The organism is Bacillus sp. FSL K6-3459 (assembly GCF_038003305.1).
GTDB classification, from domain to species: Bacteria; Bacillota; Bacilli; order Bacillales; family Bacillaceae; genus Bacillus; species Bacillus pumilus_O.
Genome location: NZ_JBBOOW010000001.1, coordinates 3,154,387 through 3,172,585, shown reverse-complemented (window position 1 = coordinate 3,172,585; position 18,199 = coordinate 3,154,387). Strand labels below are relative to the sequence as shown.

The window sequence follows — 18,199 nt, the reverse complement described above, 5'->3', positions numbered from 1 at the left end:
AAACAGCTTGGAACGGACAATATGCTTTTACTGAGAGGATGAAAAATGTTGAAGAAAATTGCTGTGATTGGAACAGGGTATGTCGGGTTAGTATCGGGTACTTGTTTTGCTGATATCGGAAATCGTGTCATCTGCTGTGACATCGATGAATCAAAAATCAACAGCTTAAAAAGTGGTGTCGTTCCCATTTATGAACCGGGTTTAAAGGAATTGATTGAAAAGAATACGGAAGAAGGAAGACTGTTTTTTACAACCAATATTCCTGCTGCTATCCGGGAATCAGACATTATCTATATTGCTGTAGGGACACCAATGACAGCACAGGGGGAAGCAGATTTAACGTATGTGAAAGCTGTCGCCCAAACAATTGGTGAACATTTAAATGGCTACAAAATCATCGTCAATAAAAGCACAGTTCCCGTTGGAACAGGCAGGCTCGTTCAAGCCATTGTCGAAAAAGCATCGCGCAGTAAGTATCCTTTTGATGTCGTATCCAATCCAGAGTTTCTCAGAGAAGGGTCTGCAATCAAAGACACGATGAATATGGAGCGAGTGGTTATAGGGTCTACAAGTTCTCATGCATCGGAAATCATTAAGGCGTTACATGAACCGTTTCAAACAGTAGTGGTTGAAACCAATCTAGAAAGTGCAGAAATGATTAAATACGCAGCAAATGCGATGCTTGCAACCAAAATTTCTTTTATCAATGATATTGCCAATATTTGCGATCGAGTGGGTGCGGATGTTGATAAAGTATCAGAAGGCGTTGGTCTAGATAGCCGAATTGGACAGAAGTTTTTAAAAGCCGGAGTCGGTTTTGGAGGTTCCTGCTTCCCAAAAGATACCAAGGCGCTATTAAAAATTGCTGAAACAGTAGGTTATCGTTTTAAGTTAATTGAATCTGTTGTCGAAACAAATACACATCAACGAGCGTATCTCGTGAAGAAATTGATGGATGTCTATGGTGACATCAAGGGGAAAACGATCTCTGTATTAGGATTGGCATTTAAACCTAATACAAATGATTTAAGATCCTCTCCTGCTCTTGATATTATTCCAATGCTGCAAGATCTAGGAGCTTATGTAAAAGCGTATGACCCAATTGCTCACTTAGAAGCGAAGAAGATCCTTGGAAACCAAACGATATTCAGTGACAACCTATATCAAACTATAGAGCATTCAGATGCATGTTTAATCTTGACTGAATGGGAAGAAGTATTAAAAATGGATATGGAGAAAGTCAGAAGACTACTTCAACGTCCAGTGATCATTGATGGACGTAATATATTTGAACCAGAACAAATGAGAAAAAACGGCTTTATTTATCATTCGATCGGTCGTCCTCATGTACAGGATGTTAAGATGTTATTAGAAGCTTAATTTTTAGGAGGAACTTGGATGAAGAAAGTATTGGTTACTGGAGGTAGTGGATTTATAGGTTCACATACTGTTGAAGAATTAATAAAAAAAGGATATGAAGTCATTGTGCTTGATAACTTTTCAACAGGTAGGAAGGAAAATATTGCACATTTATCTGTTCCGTGTATTGAAGAGGATGTAACAAAACCAGAAGTGGTTGAAATTATTAAACAAATCGCACCAGACTACATCATTCATCTTGCTGCGCAAGTAAGTGTCTCAGTATCGGTCAATGATTATATATATGATCAAGAAGTGAATATTAAAGGATCTCTGCATGTGATCAAAGCGGCTTCAGAGGCTGGTGTCAAGAAAGTTGTATTTGCCTCATCAGCCGCTGTCTATGGAGATCCAGTGTATCTGCCAGTAGACACCGCTCACCAGTTAAAGCCTGGTTCGCCGTATGGCTTATCAAAACTCACAGTAGAGCGGTACTTAGAAATGGCAAAAAAATTGTATGATGTGGACTATTGTATTCTTCGGTATAGCAATGTTTATGGTCCGCGACAAGATGCACTTGGCGAAGGCGGGGTTGTCTCGATTTTCTCTGATAAGTTTGCAAAGGATGAGGCTCCTTTCATTTTTGGAGATGGGGAACAAACAAGAGACTTCATCTATGTCGGTGATCTAGCAGCAGCGAATGTTGCGGCTTTAACAGCTCAATCAAACGTTTGTTTAAATATTTCATGTGGGGATTCGATCACTGTGAATGAGCTGTTTCAAACGATGAAGCGAGTGACGGGGTCGCATCTTGAACCAATTTACAAGGCGCAGCGTGCAGGGGATATTGTGCATAGTACATTGTCAAATGAGGAAACGAAACAAGTCTTATCATGGGAACCTGTTGTGAGTTTACAGGAAGGTTTGGCTCGTACCATTTCCTACTATGAACAGGAAGTCAAGGCTTAATCCCTTAAATCGGATGGGTTGTTTAGGAGGATAATGGGTATGAGTGTGAAACAAACAGCATGGCAAATCATGATTGGATGTATTTTGTTTGCAGCAGGGATTGGGCTTGTACAAATGGCATCCACCCAGCCCGTCGGGTTAAAGAAAATGGTGGCTGTTCCGGTTATACTTCTGATCCTGGCTGCTGCTCTCGTGTTGATGAAGCTGTACATGAATGGTGAGCAAATCTTCATGTCAGCCATCTATCTTTTGATGACATTGACCTTTCTCAACAACGCTTTTTTTTCTATTAGTGCTGGATTCTTTAGCCTTTTTCTCTACCGCATCATGCTCATCGCCGCCTTTGCTTTATTCATATGGCGGATGAGAGAAAAGGGGACGTACATATCTCAGTGGCAGCAGATTCGTATCAAAGGAATTCTTGGTTTTTTCGCAGCATGGTTTCTTTACGGACTCATTTCACTGCTTTGGGCGCATTCAGTCACAGACGGCCTGAAATATATGTCCCTTCTTGCAATGGGAATGGGATTTGTCTTTCTGGTCGTTATGTATATTCAGCGAATGGATCAAGTGGTGACCTTTTATAGCATTTGGCTGGTTATGACTGTGTTTGTGATGGGGATTGGGTTCTATAATCACTTTACATTGAACCATTTACCGAATACCTCATTGTATCTAGGGCCAGCGTATAAACAGCACTATCCTACATCTGTCTTTTTTAATCAGAATGACTTTGCAACGTTTTTATCGATTAGTTTCTTCTTATATCTAGCGTGCATGCGTCAAATGAAAAACGGTTATATCAAAGCGTTTGGATTACTAGGTGCAATCGCCGCGCTGTATCTCATTTTGTTAACCGAATCCCGCGCCAGTCTGCTTGGCATATTTGCAGGAGTGGCGATTTATGTGTGGCTACTGCTCCCGCGTTTTCTCAAAAAGTGGTCAATCATTGCAGCAAGCGGACTTGTCGTCATCGGTATTGCTGTCTTTTCAGCCAAGATTTATTCGACTTTTTATGACTTGTTTCTCGCTTCTCAGGTCACGCATTCTTTTAGTGAACCACTCCCGTCTAACATCGCGAGAGCGAATTTGATGAAAAATGCTTGGCATTTCTTTACGAATTCATACGGATTCGGGGTTGGAGCGGGGAATGTGTCTTACTATTTAGCTCACTTTTCGATCTTTGATACAGACCGGGTCGTTGAAGTGCACAATTGGTTGCTCGAATTGATGACGAACTTTGGATTTGCAGTCATGCTGGGCTATATCTCTGTATACGCCTATCTCATGTTCACACTTTACAAACAGTACCAATGGGCTGACACAAGATCGGCAAAAATGATCATTGAGGGGTTGTTTGCAGCCATGCTGAGTTTTCTCGTTTCAAGTATCAGTCCTAGCTCCGTCTCGAATTTATATTTCCACTGGGTATTTTTAGGGCTGGTGATCGCAGCGGTGAATATGCTAAAAAACAAACAACGACTCAAGTTATGGTAAACCGTGTGTGACGCTTTGTATGTATGGCTACACTAATGAAAGAGCAAATACGTCAATGTTGGGAGAATGAACATGTCTGGTTTCATATCTAGGATAGGGAAGCGAATCAAAAAGTACATCGTATGGCTCATACTGCTGCCTGTCGTATTAGGTGCCTTTGGTTTCTTTTTTGCTAAAGGAACTACGCAGCAGTCTAGTTACACAGCTGCTGTTACCCTCACTCTCGGTAAATATGATGACGGAGTGTATAACAACATGGCAGAAGTGACATCTCTATTAAAAAGCGATGCCTTTCTAAATGAAGCACTCAGTGATGTGAAAGAAGAAGAGAGACAGGATGTGAAAACCCGTCTCATCCTCAACAATCAATCAGATACACAATTACAGTTGTCGTTTACGGATGCCGATCAGGATCGTGCTTTGGCTGTCGTGAAGCAGGTGTCGGCTACATTTCTCAAGCAAGACAAAGCATTATTTACAAAAAGGCAGCAAGTCATTGAAAGTAGATTAGCTGCTCTTGAAGACGAATCGGTCAGCAATGATTCCAAAGTTGATAAAGAACGATTTTTATATGAATTGGAGTCTACAAAGCTTGGAATGAAGCAGGCAAAGATTGTCGATCCTGCCCAAGTACTTGATGAGGGCAATAAAGGCATGTCAGCCAAAAAACGTGCACTGCTTGGGCTTGTCATTGGCTTTAGCATCTCGCTCATGTTTGTGGTCTTACCCGAAGTGTTCAAAGAATCTTAATAATGAACTGGAGATGAGTCTTAGGTGAACAATCAACCGTTAGTATCCATCATTACACCTGCGTATAATGCGGAACGTTATTTAACGGATACAGTTCATTCCGTCCTTGCCCAAACCTATTCCAATTGGGAGCTAATCATTGCAGATGATTGTTCTACAGATGGAACTAGAAAGCTATTAGGGGATTTAAGTCAAGCGGACGACAGAATCAACGTCATTTATTTAGAGGAAAATGGGGGAGCTGCCATTGCTAGAAACGCAGCCATCAAACAGGCAAAAGGACGCTTTATCGCTTTTCTAGACAGCGATGATATGTGGAAAGAGACGAAGCTCGAAAAACAGGTAGAATTCATGCTGACAAATGATTATGCCTTTACATTTACGGCATATGACATCATTGCAGAAAATGGAGAACCATTAGAAAAAACCGTCACTGCGCCAGCGAGATTGGACTATAATGAAGCCCTGAAAAACACCATTATCGGCTGTTTAACGGTCATGCTTGATCTTGAAAAGGTAGGACATGTGGAAATGCCGAACATTCGCACAAGACAGGATTTAGCTACATGGCTGTCTATATTAAAAAGAGGGTTTACAGCCTATGGTATGAGTGAACCGCTCAGTGAATATCGCATCGTTGGGAACTCCATCTCTAGTAACAAGTGGAAAGCAGCGAAAAAAACGTGGTTTGTCTACAGGGAAATTGAGCAGCTTCATTTTGTCAAAGCGTCTTGGTGTTTTATGCACTATGCGACAAATGCTGTGAAGAAGCGCTTATAAACAGAAGGGAAAAAAGGTGATAAAGGTGAAAGCAGACTCGATCATACATGTTGTCGTAGCGACGGGAGAATGGGGACAGGACGGACTGAGGTACAGACGGCATCGGCTGGCCGAATTTCTAGCATCTGATCCAGAAACAAAAGAGGTCATCTGGGTATGCCCGTCATCGTCTCGTCATACAGCTTCCTTTCAGCCCATAACCGATCGAATGAAGCAATTGACCATTCCTGATGTGCTCAAGAGCAAATTATTTCGCTTTGGTCGATATCAAGACATGTTCTATATTCATAAATTATCGCCTCTTCTTGAACATTTACGGCAGGAGGAAAAGAAGGGGATCGCCGTTTGTTTATGGTATACGTTTCCGGGCTTTCCGCTCTTATCTTCTTTATTTGAATGGAAACATATTGTCTATGATTGCAGTGACCTGTGGGGAGAGCCAATAAGCGGCAACCATAACATCCTTTCTTATATGAGGCAGCGTGTCATAGTCAAAGCAGAAAATCGAATTATTAAATATGCACACAGCATTACATGCTCTTCTCAATATTTACACGACCAAATCAAAAAACGTCTGATGGGAGAACCGAAAGATGTGTTTACGGTGGAAAATGGCGTCGAGTACGATGTGTTTGCGAAAAGCAATCTTCCGTGTAAAGAAGATGTGCTGGAAGGAAGAGAAGGAACCGTGCTTGGTTTTATCGGAGGAATTAAGCCAAAGCTCGATTTTGACATGATGGCTGAAGCTGCTCGAATGCGGCCTGATTGGACATTTTTATTTGTCGGTCCAGATGGAACGAATGGAGATCCATCTTTTCAGCATGCACTCAAACTGCCTAATGTGATTTGGACAGGTGCTGTTGCTCCAGAAGAAGTGCCTGCTTATATGAAGCTGATTGATGTAGGGATGATGCCATACAAACAATCTCCTTACAATCAAGCGGTGTTCCCTCTCAAGCTTTACGAATTTTTAGCCACTGGAATACCGGTTGTCGGTTTAAATCTCCCATCAACGGAAAGGCTAAAAGAGAAGGATGTGTATGAATATTTAGAGGGCGATGATCCTGCGCTCTTTGTAGAAGCCTGCCTAAAAGTGATCAGCAAAAAAGACGACACGAAATATAAACATCTAAGACAAAGCCGAGCGAAGAAAAAAGATTGGCACGCGCTGTTCACAAACATGGTGGAACTAACGAATATTAAAGAAAACGCATAATTCATTCAGGATTGTGCGTTTTTATTTGTTTCATCACCGGGGGAGGTTGTGATCATCCTCTATTCAATTGTATAATGGAAAGAGCGGCCAATATACAAAATACAGATTTCAATTTAGAAGGAGACTGACCTATGGATTACGAACGCGCCTTATTAGCGTTTTTTGTCTCTCTGGCTACAGTTTTAATTGTGACACCAATCGTCAAAAAGTTTGCAATTAAGATTGGTGCAGTGGACCAGCCGAATAAACGAAAAGTTCATGATAAAGTAATGCCTCGAATGGGTGGTTTGGCAATTTTTATTGGAGTAGTGGCTGGAGCATTAGCAGGCGGGCTGTTTCTACATAATAAAATTACAGCGATTTCAGTTGGTGCCGTACTCATCGTCATTTTAGGTATATTTGATGATAAATATAATTTAAGTGCAAGATTTAAATTTCTCGTACAAGTCCTAGTTGCTTGTTTGATTGTGAGCACGGGCTTAAAAATGGACTTCTTCTCTGTTCCTTTTTTGACAGATCGAATTGAGTTAGGCTGGATGGCATATCCCCTCACCGTGCTATGGATCGTGGGCATCACAAATGCCATTAATTTAATTGACGGTCTTGATGGACTAGCTGCCGGTATATCTGTCATCGGTTTATCAACGATTGCAGTGATGGCATTTTCTGCTGATAAGATTCTGATTCTTTCTTTATCTCTTGTCGTCATCGGCAGTACGATCGGCTTTCTCTTTTACAACTTTCATCCGGCGAAGATTTTTATGGGAGATACGGGTTCGCTATTTTTAGGCTATATGATCTCGGTGCTGTCACTTTTAGGGTTATACAAAAGTGTCACTTTGTTTAGTGTTGTTGTTCCTGTGATCATTCTAGGTGTTCCTATATTTGATACGACCTTTGCAATCATTAGACGCATATTAAACAAACAACCGATTTCATCACCGGACAAATCTCATATTCACCATAGACTAATGGCCTTTGGGTTGTCCCATCGCATGGCTGTCATCGTGATTTACATGATTGGGTTAGTCTTTAGCTTAAGTGCGATATTGCTGACAAGTGCGACCATTTGGTTATCGCTCATCATTATCTTTTTACTGGTGATGTTTATGCAAGTGATTGCGGAAGTCACGGGTTTGGTCAACGAAGAATTCAAACCATTTACGAAATTCTATAAACGAATGGTCAAAAGACAATAAAAAACAGCCCGTTCCTAGGAACTGGGCTGTCAGGCTGTCGAGAAAATCTCGGCAGCTTTATTTTCCCCTTAAATTTTCCACCACTCCATTTTATAATAGAGAAAAGCATTCTAAAGGAAGGTGTTTTTCTCATGTTCCACACTAGAAATTCTTCTCAGCACGAAGCCGAATTTGTATTGCTAGATCAACTGGTCGAAGAGGATCACCTGCTTCGTAAAATTGATCAGTACATTGATTTTTCATTTATCGTAGATAAAGTAAAACCCTATTATAGTGAGAATAAAGGTCGTCCTTCTCTTGATCCGCTTATTTTGTTCAAAATGATGTTTATCGGATACCTTTACGGTATCCGTTCTGAAAGACAACTCGAAAAAGAAATTTACTATAACATGGCGTATAGATGGTTTTTAGGTTTGAACATCAATGATCCCGTTCCCCATCACTCCACTATTAGTTGGAATCGTCGTACTCGATTTAAAAATACAACGATTTTTCAAGACATTTTCGATGAGATTGTGCTTCAAGCTATCAATCATGATATGGTAGGAGGTCGCGTTCTTTTTACTGATTCAACTCATCTTAAAGCCAATGCTAATAAACATAAATATACGAGAAAAACGATTGAACAAGATACCCAGAACTATATCAATGATTTAGAAGAAGCAGTCCAAGAAGATCGGGTGGCACATGGAAAAAAGCCCTTAAAGGTAAAAGAGGAGGTGAAAACAGAAAAAGACATTCGTCAAAGTATGACTGATCCTGAAAGTGGCTATCTATATCGCGAAAACAAGCCTGAAGGCTTTTTCTACCTAGACCACCGGACAACAGATATGAAGTATAATATCATCACCGATGCTCATGTCACGCCTGGAAATGTCCATGATTCTGTTCCATATCTTGATCGGTTAGATCACCAAATCGCACGATTTGGTTTTCAAGTAGAAGCTGTTGCGCTTGATTCAGGTTATTTGACAACACCAATTTGTAAAGGTTTATCTGATCGACATATTTTTGGTGTCATTGCCCATAGACGTTTTCATCCAACAAGAGGATTATTTGAGAAGTGGAAATTTCAGTATGATTCTGAAAATGATCATTACATATGCCCAAAAGGTGAGAAGCTTTTATATACGACAACAGATCGAAAAGGTTATCGATTCTACAAATCAGATCCTAAAAAATGTGCATCGTGTCCTTTCCTTGAAAGATGCACAAGGTCGAAAAATCATCAAAGAGTCATCTCAAGACACATATGGGAAGAACATAAAGAAAAGATCAGACAGAATCGTCTAACTGTTTCTGGAAAAGAGCTATATAAAAAAAGAAAAGAAAAAATAGAGCGAAGCTTTGCAGATTCAAAACAACTGCATGGGCTTCGCTACTGCCGGTTAAGGGGGAAACAAAATGTGAGTGAGCAAGTTCTCCTCACAGCTGCGTGCCAGAACATGAAAAAGATTTCCACACACCTAGCGAAGCTAGGCTAGGTGTGTGGGAGGCCTTTTTCATTTAATCTCATCCATCATAATTACGATGAAAATAAAAAAGCCTGTAGAAAAACATGAGTTTCTTTACAAGCTGACAGCCCGTTCCTAGGAACTGGGCTGTTTTTATTATTGGCCTGATGTGTTGGTCGAAGGATTAGTTGAATCACTTGACCCTGTTTCACCAGAGGATGGATTCGTTTGTGAATCTGTTTCAGGCGAAGATTCAGTAGGAAGCTTTAAATGCGTCCGTAATTCATTTTGTACGTTGGCTAGATTGGTTTGATCTGGCTCAAAGTAATACGTTCGATTTGGTCCTAAATAAAGATCCGACCCTTTAACAGAAAGTGTTTCTGTGTCGTCTCCCTTAAACCCGCTGTAGATCTGCTGAAGGGCTAGACCTTCTGTGATACGGAAGTTGGTCGTAATGTGATCGCTGACTTCTTTCGCGATATTATCGACGTTCGCGATGTTATTTGCCTTCGACATTTGATCAATCATTGCGCGTAAAATTTGTTTCTGACGATCATTACGTCCGAAATCACCGCGTGGGTCCTGTTTTCTCATCCGTGCGTAAGCAAGTGCTTCTTCCCCGTTTAAATGCATATTTCCTTTTTTGAAATAAATCTTTTTCGATTTTTTTACATCACTTTTTTCATTGAAGTCAAATGGCACATCGATATCAATTCCACCGACTTCATCAATGACATCCTTGAATCCGTCAAAATCAACGGTCGCATATTTATCAATCGGAATATTCAAGAATTGTTCGACAGTTTCGATCGTCTCGTCTTTACCGCCTTTAGCAAATGCCGCATTAATCTTGACTTTATTACCTGTCGTATCACTTGCAAGCTGTACGCGTGTGTCACGAGGAATGCTAACCATTTTCATCGTTTTGTCTTGAGGATTAATGGTGGCAACAATAAGTGAATCTGAACGGCCATGATCACCATCTGTAGCATAATCCTCAATACCGACAAACAGTACAGAGAAAGGTTTCTTTTTAATATCAATGACCGCATCACGAAGCTTCGATTTCTCACCGCGATCTAGTTCATCATATGTTTTGTCAGCGGCTTGAAGTGTATTGACTATTTTATATACTGCAAATCCACCCATACAGATGATAAGAAGCAAAAATAAGACCAGGATACGTTTGAAAATTTTCTTCTTCTTACTCTTTTTCTTTCGTACACGCACTTTTACTCGTTGTGCCATTCATCTGTCTCCTTTATCGGACCAATGTCCTTTTCTAAATAAATCAGTTCGCCTTCTTTTGTAACACTCTTTCCATTTGTCAGCTCAGTCATCCATTCAATGAACTGCTCTGTTTGTGTTTCTTCTACATATGTCTCAAAAATAACATCTTCTGCATAATGAATTTCTTTTAGCTGAAAAGATGAGGCTCTAAGCTCATTCTCTACCTTTCCAAGCCATGTATAATCTATTGTTGTGTGCATCGTACGCATTAAACAGCGCTCTACCATCCCAACATGGTTGATGGCTTCTGATACAGATTTTCCGTAGGCACGAATCAATCCCCCGGCGCCTAACTTAATACCGCCGAAATAACGAGTGACTACTACGACTGTATCTTTCAGCTTCCGTTTTTTTAACACTTCAAGCATGGGCACACCGGCTGTACCACTTGGTTCGCCATCATCATTCGCTTTTTGAATCAGGTCATGTTCTCCAATGAGATAGGCAGAACAATTATGTGTGGCATTCCAATGTTGTTTTTTTATGGATTGTATAAATGCTTGTGCTTCTTCTTCTGAGACAGCACGCTGTATATGACAAATAAAACGTGATTTTTCAATGACGATCTCATGCTCGCCACGACTTTTTACTGTAAGATAGCGGTTCAGCAAAAGACATACCCTCCTGAAAAGCAAATTGTAAGAATAGAGAAAATTTGCATTGGTTTTAGAATTTTACAGCGTATTTTGTTATGATGATAGGGGTAGAAAAAGGATCGTCAAAAAAACTTCATGATTTATACGCATTCTTTCATTATAATTCGACATAAAATGCAGATCAATGACATTTATAATAAAAAAAGATGACATCACTGTTACGGGAGGGAAAAGCCATGACAACACCTAAAATGGATCCGAAATTATTGGATTCAATCATCATGAAAATGCTAAGTACAGTTGATGGCAGCAAGGACGAAGTATTTAGGATAGGCGAACAGTCCCGTCAACAATATGAAAGCCTTGTAGAAGAGCTGAAGCAAATCAAGCAGCAAGTAAACGAAGTAATTGATTTTGGGGATAAACTAGAAGTCCATACGAGACATGCTAGAAATCGCTTATCTGAGGTCAGCCGAAACTTCAACAAATTTAGCGAAGAAGAAATACGCGAGGCCTACGAAAAAGCACATAATCTGCAAGTGGAACTTACCATGATCCAGCAGCGCGAAAAGCAGCTGAGAGAAAGAAGAGATGATCTAGAAAGACGATTGTTAAGCCTACAAGACGTCATTGAACGCTCTGAAACGCTTGTGAGTCAGATCACAGTTGTTCTCAACTACCTCAATCAGGACTTACGCCAAGTTGGCGTGTTACTCGAAGATGCTCAGGCAAAACAAGATTTTGGACTTAGAATTATTGAAGCCCAAGAAGAAGAACGCAAAAGGGTATCCCGTGAAATTCATGACGGTCCGGCTCAGATGCTGGCAAACGTGATGATGCGATCCGAATTAATTGAACGGATTTTTAGAGACCGTGGGACAGAAGAAGGCTTTAAAGAAATTAGAAGTCTCAGACAGAATGTGCGAAATGCTCTGTACGAAGTGAGAAGAATCATTTATGATTTAAGACCAATGGCTTTAGATGATCTGGGTCTCATTCCGACGCTAAGAAAATATTTAAACACAATCGAAGAGTATGATGGGAAAACCAAGATCACGTTCCAATGCCTAGGAGATACAGAAAGTGAAAGAATTGCTTCTCAATTTGAAGTGGCACTGTTTAGACTAGCCCAAGAAGCTGTCACAAATTCACTAAAGCATTCCGAAGCTGAAGAAATCTCTGTGAAAGTAGAAGTGACGAAAGACTTTGTCACGTTAATTATCAAAGACGATGGAAAAGGCTTTGATATGAAAGATGTGAAAACAAACAAAAACAAATCCTTCGGTTTACTTGGCATGAAAGAACGCGTAGACTTACTGGAAGGCAAAATGACCATAGACTCAAAAATAGGTCTAGGGACATTCATCATGATACGCGTGCCATTAACATTGCAAAATAAAATTGTAAAATAGAGACAAAAGACATATTGACCATAAAGTTCAGGTATAGAACAATAAACATGGGGAGGCGTAGCTTGTGACTAAAGTAAATATTGTAATTATTGATGATCACCAATTATTCCGTGAAGGTGTCAAACGGATTTTAGATTTTGAACCTACTTTTGAAGTAGTTGCAGAAGGAGACGACGGAGACGAAGCTGCACGTATCGTAGAACACTATCATCCGGATGTTGTCATTATGGACATTAATATGCCGAATGTAAATGGTGTAGAGGCTACAAAGCAACTAGTTGAGCTTTATCCCGAATCAAAAGTCATTATTCTATCTATTCATGACGATGAAAACTATGTGACACATGCATTGAAAACAGGAGCAAGAGGCTACCTGCTAAAAGAAATGGATGCAGACACGCTCATTGAAGCCGTGAAAGTCGTAGCTGACGGAGGATCTTATTTACATCCGAAAGTTACTCATAACTTAGTAAATGAATTCCGACGCCTAGCGACTAGTGGCGTTTCAGCACATCCGCAGCATGAAGTGTATCCTGAAATTCGCAGACCACTTCATATATTAACAAGACGTGAGTGCGAAGTACTTCAAATGTTAGCTGACGGAAAGAGCAATAGAGGAATTGGTGAGTCGCTCTTTATTAGTGAGAAAACAGTCAAAAACCACGTGAGTAACATTTTACAAAAAATGAATGTAAACGATCGTACACAAGCTGTTGTTGTCGCAATTAAGAACGGCTGGGTAGAAATGAGATAATATTTCGGACAAGTACTCCTTTTTCGCCTGTTTTTGATTCTCTCACATGTTAATTGGAGAGAAATGATAGGTAGATAAGGAGTCTTTTTCGGATATAACGGGCTTGCCTATTGATTAGGCAGGCTTTTTTGATTACTATTATAAATCTAATGAATAACAATGATCATTCTTTGGAAATAAAAAAGAGCAACTTAACGGATAAGGAAGGTATTTAAGAATGAAAATAGCCGTTGTAACAGACAGTACTGCTTATATACCACAAGAGCTGCGTGATAAACATCATATTCATATGATCCCTCTTAATGTCATTTTTGGCAACGAATCATACCGTGAAGAAATAGAAATGGATTGGAAGACATATTATGAAGAAGTCAAAAAGCATAAAGACCTTCCAACCACCTCTCAGCCTGCTTTCGGTGAACTAATAGAATTATATGAAAAGCTAAGTGAAACATATGATGCCGTGATTAGTATTCACCTTTCTAGCGGAATTAGTGGAACATATAATAGTGCAGCCTCAGCAAATGACCTAGTTGACGGAATTGACATTTATCCGTTTGATACAGAAACTAGCTGTATGGCGCAAGGTTTTTATGTGATAGAAGCTGCTGAAAAAATCCAAGCTGGTGCTTCTCCAGAAGAAGTGTTAGCCCATCTCAATTACCTGAAAGAGAATCAAAGAGCTTATTTTATGGTAGACGATTTAACTCATTTACAAAGAGGCGGAAGATTAAATGGTGCTCAGGCTTTCATTGGGAGCCTCTTAAAGGTAAAGCCTATACTGCATTTTGACAACAAGCTAATTGTCCCTTTTGAGAAGATTCGCACACGTAAAAAAGCCATTTCACGTATGTTTGAATTATTTGACGAAGATGCATCTCGTGGTGTCCCGATGAGAGCAACACTGATACATGGTAATAGAGAAGAAGAAGTAGACGAATTAATCGCGCACTTATCTGAAAAATATCCTCATGTTGAATTTTATAAAAGTTATTTTGGTGCCGTAATCGCCACTCATCTAGGCGAAGGCTCTTTAGCTCTTGGCTGGGTCATTAGATAAATCCTAAAAACCTCTTTTCTCTTAGAAAAGGGGTTTTGTTTTTCTTTTTTAGCTGTTGGACGAAAGATCATATCTTTGCGCATAATAGGCAAACATCAATTGAAAGGTGTTTGTTGAAATTGAACATGGATAAAGCAATGGAAATAGGGAAGCATCTTCAGTCACGCCACCTGCTTACCGCTGAAACAAGATGCTTACAATCTGATTTAGATTGGTTGGAGGAGAAAGGGTTAGTGATCCGAACACCTGCTATTGAGAGGAAAGCAAATGGTCTTATTTGCAGCAGATGTGGTGTATCAAAAAATCAATACTTTGCCCACTCTCCTTGTGACAAGTGTCAAAAAGATTGTGTGTACTGTAGATCATGCATCATGATGGGGAAAACAAAGGAATGTGGCTTTCTTTATGAATGGACGGGTCCACAAATAGAAGAAACATGTGACACAGAATTAACATGGCAGGGAAACTTGTCTAAAGGACAAAAAAGAGCATCAGAAAAATTGATCGAAGCGATAAAAAGCAAATCTGATTTACTCATCTGGGCAGTTTGCGGGGCAGGAAAAACAGAGGTGCTTTTTCACGGAATAGAATATGCCTTACGTCAAGGAATGAGCGTTTGCATTGCGACACCTAGAATTGATGTTGTCCTTGAACTAGAGCCGCGGCTTAAGAAAGCATTCCACGGACTGAACATAGCTGTTCTTTATGGAGGAAGTCCTCAAAGGTTCCAAATAGCACCGCTAGTAATCGCTACAACTCACCAGTTGATGAGATATAAACATGCATTTGACGTGCTCATTATTGATGAAGTGGACGCTTTTCCTTATTCAATCGATGAACGCTTCCAATTTGCTGTTTTAAAGGCAGTGAGAAAGAAAGGGGTTAAGGTTTATTTAAGTGCGACGCCGTCTAAGAAAATGATAAGAGATGTAACAGGTGGACAACTACAAGCTATAAAAATTCCTCTTCGCTTTCACCAACAACCTTTACCGGTCCCATCCTTTCAATGGATTGGACATTGGAAGAAGAAATTAAAAAAGAACCAGCTTTCACCTACAGTAATGAATTGGATGCAGAAACATATTACAAAAAAGAGAAGGGTTTTACTCTTTGTTCCTTCTATTTCTACTATGAAGAAGGTAACGAAGGTTCTTAGAAAGCACCACTTAAATGTAGAAGGCGTGTCTGCTGATGATCCAGATAGGAAACAAAAGGTTCAGCAATTTAGAGATAACAAATACGATGTACTAGTTACAACCACAATTCTAGAAAGAGGCGTAACCATTCCAAATGTGCAAGTGGGAGTACTAGGTGCAGAATCTACTATCTTTACAGAAAGTGCACTTGTTCAGATTTCTGGTAGAGCAGGTAGACATCCCGATTTTTTTAAAGGAGATGTTTTCTTTTTTCATTTTGGTTTAACGAGAAGTATGAAACAAGCAAAGAAGCATATTGTAAAAATGAATGATACAGCTGAAAAAGAGTTCTCCGAAAAATAATGTAGGTTCAACTAAATTTCATGGTACATTTATATTCACAATACACAAATGGCAGGAGAGACAAATATGCTACTCAATGCTAAAGAAACACTACTCAAGGAAATCCTCTATCAATATCTCAACCAATTAAACATGATTTGTCACTGTGAAAAGTGTATAGAAGATGTATTAGCGATTTCACTGAATCAAGTGAAGCCTCAGTATATAACAGATATTGATAAAATATCTTACAGTAAATCTGAGATGGTGGACAAACAGAAGAATACGGCCATGTTGGTCATTCTCACAGAAGCCTCTTCAAAGGTCTCTGCATTTCCAAGATGCGAAAATCGTCTGCCGATAAATAAGGATAACAATTGATTTGCCTAATTTGTGAAGGGCATTTTGTCGCTTCTTTTACATGGAAATCATTACTTCTATTAAATGATGATCGTTTATGTATAGCATGTAAGCATCACTTAGAAAAAATTAAACGTCCAATTTGTCCAGCTTGTGGGAGAGCGCAGTCGAATGATCAATTATGTCAAGACTGTTCCAGGTGGAAAGAACGCCCTGATTCTACTACAGTACTTGTGAAAAACAGGTCTGTCTATGTTTACAACGATTTGATGAAAGATGTCCTTTCCCGCTTTAAATTTCGAGGTGATACAGCTTTAGCTGAGCTTTTTAAACATGATGCCCAAGCGGTATTTAAGCGCTCCTTTTCAATGAAAGAACCTGTGCTGATCCCAATTCCTTTAAGTAAAGAAAGACAAAAGGAAAGAGGATTTAATCAGTCCGTCATAATTGCGTCTTTGCTTGGTCAGCCGATTCTGCAGCCGCTTGTGAAAATACATCAAAGCAAACAGTCCAAGAAAAAGAAAAATGAACGTTTAGATCAAAAAGGAATGTTTCAAATCAAGCAGATAGATGCGATCGTTCAAAGGGATATTATCTTAATTGACGATATTTATACAACAGGGGCCACTATTTATGATGCGGCGAGAATTTTAAAAGAAGCAGGTGCCAAAAGTGTTTCCTCTTTTACGTTAATCCGTAGTTAAAATTCAGGATCATTAACCGATATTAATAAGAGAAAATAACGTAAGGGGTTTTGGTTATGAATCAATTGGCAAACTGCCCACAATGTAATCAGCTGTTTTTAAAAACGACTATCCAAACGGTTTGTAACAAATGCTTCGAAGAAGAAGAACGTTCTTTTGATACCGTTTATAAATTCTTACGAAAGCAAAGTAATAGACAATCAACCATTGCTGAAATAGTAGATGCAACAGAAGTTGATGAAGAATTAATCTTGAAATTTATCCGCTTGAAAAGACTTCAAATTAGTCAATTTCCGAATATCAATTATCCTTGTGAAAGATGTGGCCAACCGATCAGAAAAAACAAGCTGTGCAGCCAATGTGAACAGGACATTCAGTCGCAATTAAGTCAAATGAACCAAGAAGAAGAGCGTGAAAGGGAGATTGAATCTAGGAAAAAAGACACCTATTATGCCAATAATCCTAAAAACGATTGATTCCCTAAACTAAGTTGCAGTTTGGTCGATAAAATGGTTAGAATCAAGACAGACTGTAACGGAAAGCGAGAGGAATCCCGTGAAAATTAATCGATATGGAACACAACCAGTAAATCCTTACAAGAAAACATATGAGAAACAAACGTTGCAATCGAATCAAGCAAAATCAACTGATAAAGTCGAAATTTCTAAAAAGGCAATCGAAATGCAAAAGGTGCCGAATATCATGAAAGAACGTCAAGATAAAATAGAACAAATTAAAAAAAGCATTGAAGCCGGAACATATCAAGTAGATACAAAGGGCATTGCTGATAAAATGCTGAATTTTTATAAACAACAATAAAAAAGGGAGTAGCGTGAATGTCAGTTAAAATAATCATTGAAGAGCTGCATCGTCTCTATGGATTGCATGAACAGCTTTTGAAGCTGTCGAAGGATAAAACAGAAATGCTGAAAAGCAATGAGATTGATGCTCTTTCAGAGGTTCTGAATTTAGAACAAAAATATATTCAGGCCATTTCTCAATTAGAAGAAAAACGAATTGAAGCGACAGTTCAATTTTTACAAAGTGATGAACCGCCAACCATCACAGCATGTATCGAAAAGGCTGAAGGTTCGGATCAAGAAGAGCTCATTTCGTTATATGACAAATTAAATGACATCATGGTGGAACTGAAAGATGTAAATGAACTGAACAAACAGCTCATTCAGCAGTCGCTTCAATTTATTTCACTGACATTCGATCTGGTTAACCCTAATAAAGAAAATATGAATTACGGACAAAATGGTCTTGAGAGTTCAAAGCCTAAACAGCAGAGGGCTTTGTTTGATTCAAAGGCGTAAAT

At 39.4% G+C, this 18,199-nt stretch carries 19 protein-coding genes; 17 read left to right on the top strand and 2 right to left on the bottom strand.

The window, feature by feature from the left end; translation table 11 throughout:
- Positions 1 to 45 precede the first annotated feature (45 nt).
- From tuaD to MHI35_RS16195, 8 genes are all read left to right on the top strand, one after another.
- Positions 46 to 1,380 (top strand): UDP-glucose 6-dehydrogenase TuaD, encoded by a 1,335-nt coding sequence (tuaD, locus tag MHI35_RS16230; RefSeq protein WP_144523654.1) that lies wholly within the window; start codon positions 46 to 48, stop codon positions 1,378 to 1,380.
- Between the two features lie 18 nt (positions 1,381 to 1,398).
- On the top strand, positions 1,399 to 2,328 hold the full coding sequence (locus tag MHI35_RS16225) for an NAD-dependent epimerase/dehydratase family protein (protein WP_144523655.1): 930 nt from the start codon (positions 1,399 to 1,401) through the stop codon (positions 2,326 to 2,328).
- Between the two features lie 39 nt (positions 2,329 to 2,367).
- Positions 2,368 to 3,825, top strand: a complete 1,458-nt coding sequence (gene tuaE, locus MHI35_RS16220; RefSeq protein ID WP_211063643.1) for a teichuronic acid biosynthesis protein TuaE — start codon at positions 2,368 to 2,370, stop codon at positions 3,823 to 3,825.
- 72 nt (positions 3,826 to 3,897) lie between these two features.
- The gene (tuaF, locus tag MHI35_RS16215; RefSeq protein ID WP_211063642.1) at positions 3,898 to 4,575 is read left to right on the top strand and encodes a teichuronic acid biosynthesis protein TuaF; all 678 of its coding nucleotides are present in this window, start codon (positions 3,898 to 3,900) and stop codon (positions 4,573 to 4,575) included.
- Between the two features lie 24 nt (positions 4,576 to 4,599).
- Positions 4,600 to 5,355 (top strand): teichuronic acid biosynthesis protein TuaG, encoded by a 756-nt coding sequence (tuaG, locus tag MHI35_RS16210; protein WP_335349759.1) that lies wholly within the window; start codon positions 4,600 to 4,602, stop codon positions 5,353 to 5,355.
- Between the two features lie 16 nt (positions 5,356 to 5,371).
- A complete protein-coding gene (tuaH, locus tag MHI35_RS16205; RefSeq protein WP_211063640.1) occupies positions 5,372 to 6,571 on the top strand; it encodes a teichuronic acid biosynthesis protein TuaH in 1,200 nt (399 codons plus the stop codon).
- A 131-nt stretch (positions 6,572 to 6,702) separates the two neighbouring features.
- Positions 6,703 to 7,770 (top strand): glycosyltransferase family 4 protein, encoded by a 1,068-nt coding sequence (locus tag MHI35_RS16200; protein WP_144523660.1) that lies wholly within the window; start codon positions 6,703 to 6,705, stop codon positions 7,768 to 7,770.
- A 131-nt stretch (positions 7,771 to 7,901) separates the two neighbouring features.
- Positions 7,902 to 9,254 carry an IS1182 family transposase gene (locus MHI35_RS16195; RefSeq protein ID WP_340992703.1) on the top strand — a complete coding sequence of 451 codons (1,353 nt, stop codon included), beginning with the start codon at positions 7,902 to 7,904 and terminating at the stop codon, positions 9,252 to 9,254.
- Between the two features lie 126 nt (positions 9,255 to 9,380).
- On the opposite strand, the gene MHI35_RS16190 is transcribed toward MHI35_RS16195, so the two are convergent.
- Together MHI35_RS16190 and MHI35_RS16185 are read right to left on the bottom strand one after the other, a co-directional pair.
- Positions 9,381 to 10,472: an LCP family protein gene (locus MHI35_RS16190; RefSeq protein ID WP_335349253.1), complete on the bottom strand. Its 1,092-nt coding sequence runs from the start codon at positions 10,470 to 10,472 to the stop codon at positions 9,381 to 9,383.
- Positions 10,457 to 11,125, bottom strand: coding sequence for a YigZ family protein (locus MHI35_RS16185; RefSeq protein WP_012011434.1), 669 nt, complete (start codon positions 11,123 to 11,125; stop codon positions 10,457 to 10,459). The genes MHI35_RS16190 and MHI35_RS16185 overlap by 16 nt, the downstream gene beginning before the upstream one ends.
- A gap of 221 nt (positions 11,126 to 11,346) precedes the next feature.
- Between MHI35_RS16185 and MHI35_RS16180 the strand changes: the two genes are divergently transcribed.
- From MHI35_RS16180 to MHI35_RS16140, 9 genes are all read left to right on the top strand, one after another.
- Entirely contained in the window at positions 11,347 to 12,522 is a 1,176-nt protein-coding gene (locus MHI35_RS16180) for a sensor histidine kinase (RefSeq protein WP_003213166.1), read from the top strand.
- A gap of 64 nt (positions 12,523 to 12,586) precedes the next feature.
- Complete coding sequence (degU, locus tag MHI35_RS16175) at positions 12,587 to 13,276, top strand: two-component system response regulator DegU (RefSeq protein ID WP_008348273.1); 690 nt, start codon at positions 12,587 to 12,589, stop codon at positions 13,274 to 13,276.
- 217 nt (positions 13,277 to 13,493) lie between these two features.
- Positions 13,494 to 14,336 carry a DegV family protein gene (locus MHI35_RS16170; RefSeq protein WP_144523417.1) on the top strand — a complete coding sequence of 281 codons (843 nt, stop codon included), beginning with the start codon at positions 13,494 to 13,496 and terminating at the stop codon, positions 14,334 to 14,336.
- 119 nt (positions 14,337 to 14,455) lie between these two features.
- A complete protein-coding gene (locus tag MHI35_RS16165; protein ID WP_335349254.1) occupies positions 14,456 to 15,835 on the top strand; it encodes a DEAD/DEAH box helicase in 1,380 nt (459 codons plus the stop codon).
- A 66-nt stretch (positions 15,836 to 15,901) separates the two neighbouring features.
- Complete coding sequence (locus tag MHI35_RS16160) at positions 15,902 to 16,195, top strand: late competence development ComFB family protein (protein WP_335349255.1); 294 nt, start codon at positions 15,902 to 15,904, stop codon at positions 16,193 to 16,195.
- Positions 16,192 to 16,878: a ComF family protein gene (locus MHI35_RS16155; RefSeq protein ID WP_335349256.1), complete on the top strand. Its 687-nt coding sequence runs from the start codon at positions 16,192 to 16,194 to the stop codon at positions 16,876 to 16,878. The genes MHI35_RS16160 and MHI35_RS16155 overlap by 4 nt, the downstream gene beginning before the upstream one ends.
- Positions 16,879 to 16,934: 56 nt before the next feature.
- Positions 16,935 to 17,354 (top strand): TIGR03826 family flagellar region protein, encoded by a 420-nt coding sequence (locus MHI35_RS16150; RefSeq protein ID WP_335349257.1) that lies wholly within the window; start codon positions 16,935 to 16,937, stop codon positions 17,352 to 17,354.
- A 79-nt stretch (positions 17,355 to 17,433) separates the two neighbouring features.
- Positions 17,434 to 17,697, top strand: a complete 264-nt coding sequence (flgM, locus tag MHI35_RS16145; RefSeq protein WP_144523413.1) for a flagellar biosynthesis anti-sigma factor FlgM — start codon at positions 17,434 to 17,436, stop codon at positions 17,695 to 17,697.
- A 17-nt stretch (positions 17,698 to 17,714) separates the two neighbouring features.
- Positions 17,715 to 18,197 carry a flagellar protein FlgN gene (locus MHI35_RS16140; protein WP_034660146.1) on the top strand — a complete coding sequence of 161 codons (483 nt, stop codon included), beginning with the start codon at positions 17,715 to 17,717 and terminating at the stop codon, positions 18,195 to 18,197.
- Positions 18,198 to 18,199: the final 2 nt, after the last annotated feature.

Excerpts from the sequence above, each read along its gene's own strand:
- tuaE (WP_211063643.1), top strand. The coding sequence starts at position 2,368 with ATGAGTGTGAAACAAACAGCATGGCAAATCATGATTGGATGTATTTTG.
- MHI35_RS16150 (WP_335349257.1), top strand. The coding sequence starts at position 16,935 with ATGAATCAATTGGCAAACTGCCCACAATGTAATCAGCTGTTTTTAAAA.
- MHI35_RS16140 (WP_034660146.1), top strand. The coding sequence starts at position 17,715 with ATGTCAGTTAAAATAATCATTGAAGAGCTGCATCGTCTCTATGGATTG.
- MHI35_RS16170 (WP_144523417.1), top strand. The coding sequence starts at position 13,494 with ATGAAAATAGCCGTTGTAACAGACAGTACTGCTTATATACCACAAGAG.
- tuaD (WP_144523654.1), top strand. The coding sequence starts at position 46 with ATGTTGAAGAAAATTGCTGTGATTGGAACAGGGTATGTCGGGTTAGTA.
- MHI35_RS16180 (WP_003213166.1), top strand. The coding sequence starts at position 11,347 with ATGACAACACCTAAAATGGATCCGAAATTATTGGATTCAATCATCATG.
- MHI35_RS16195 (WP_340992703.1), top strand. The coding sequence starts at position 7,902 with ATGTTCCACACTAGAAATTCTTCTCAGCACGAAGCCGAATTTGTATTG.
- MHI35_RS16225 (WP_144523655.1), top strand. The coding sequence starts at position 1,399 with ATGAAGAAAGTATTGGTTACTGGAGGTAGTGGATTTATAGGTTCACAT.
- MHI35_RS16190 (WP_335349253.1), bottom strand. The coding sequence starts at position 10,472 with ATGGCACAACGAGTAAAAGTGCGTGTACGAAAGAAAAAGAGTAAGAAG.
- MHI35_RS16200 (WP_144523660.1), top strand. The coding sequence starts at position 6,703 with ATGGATTACGAACGCGCCTTATTAGCGTTTTTTGTCTCTCTGGCTACA.
- MHI35_RS16160 (WP_335349255.1), top strand. The coding sequence starts at position 15,902 with ATGCTACTCAATGCTAAAGAAACACTACTCAAGGAAATCCTCTATCAA.
- tuaF (WP_211063642.1), top strand. The coding sequence starts at position 3,898 with ATGTCTGGTTTCATATCTAGGATAGGGAAGCGAATCAAAAAGTACATC.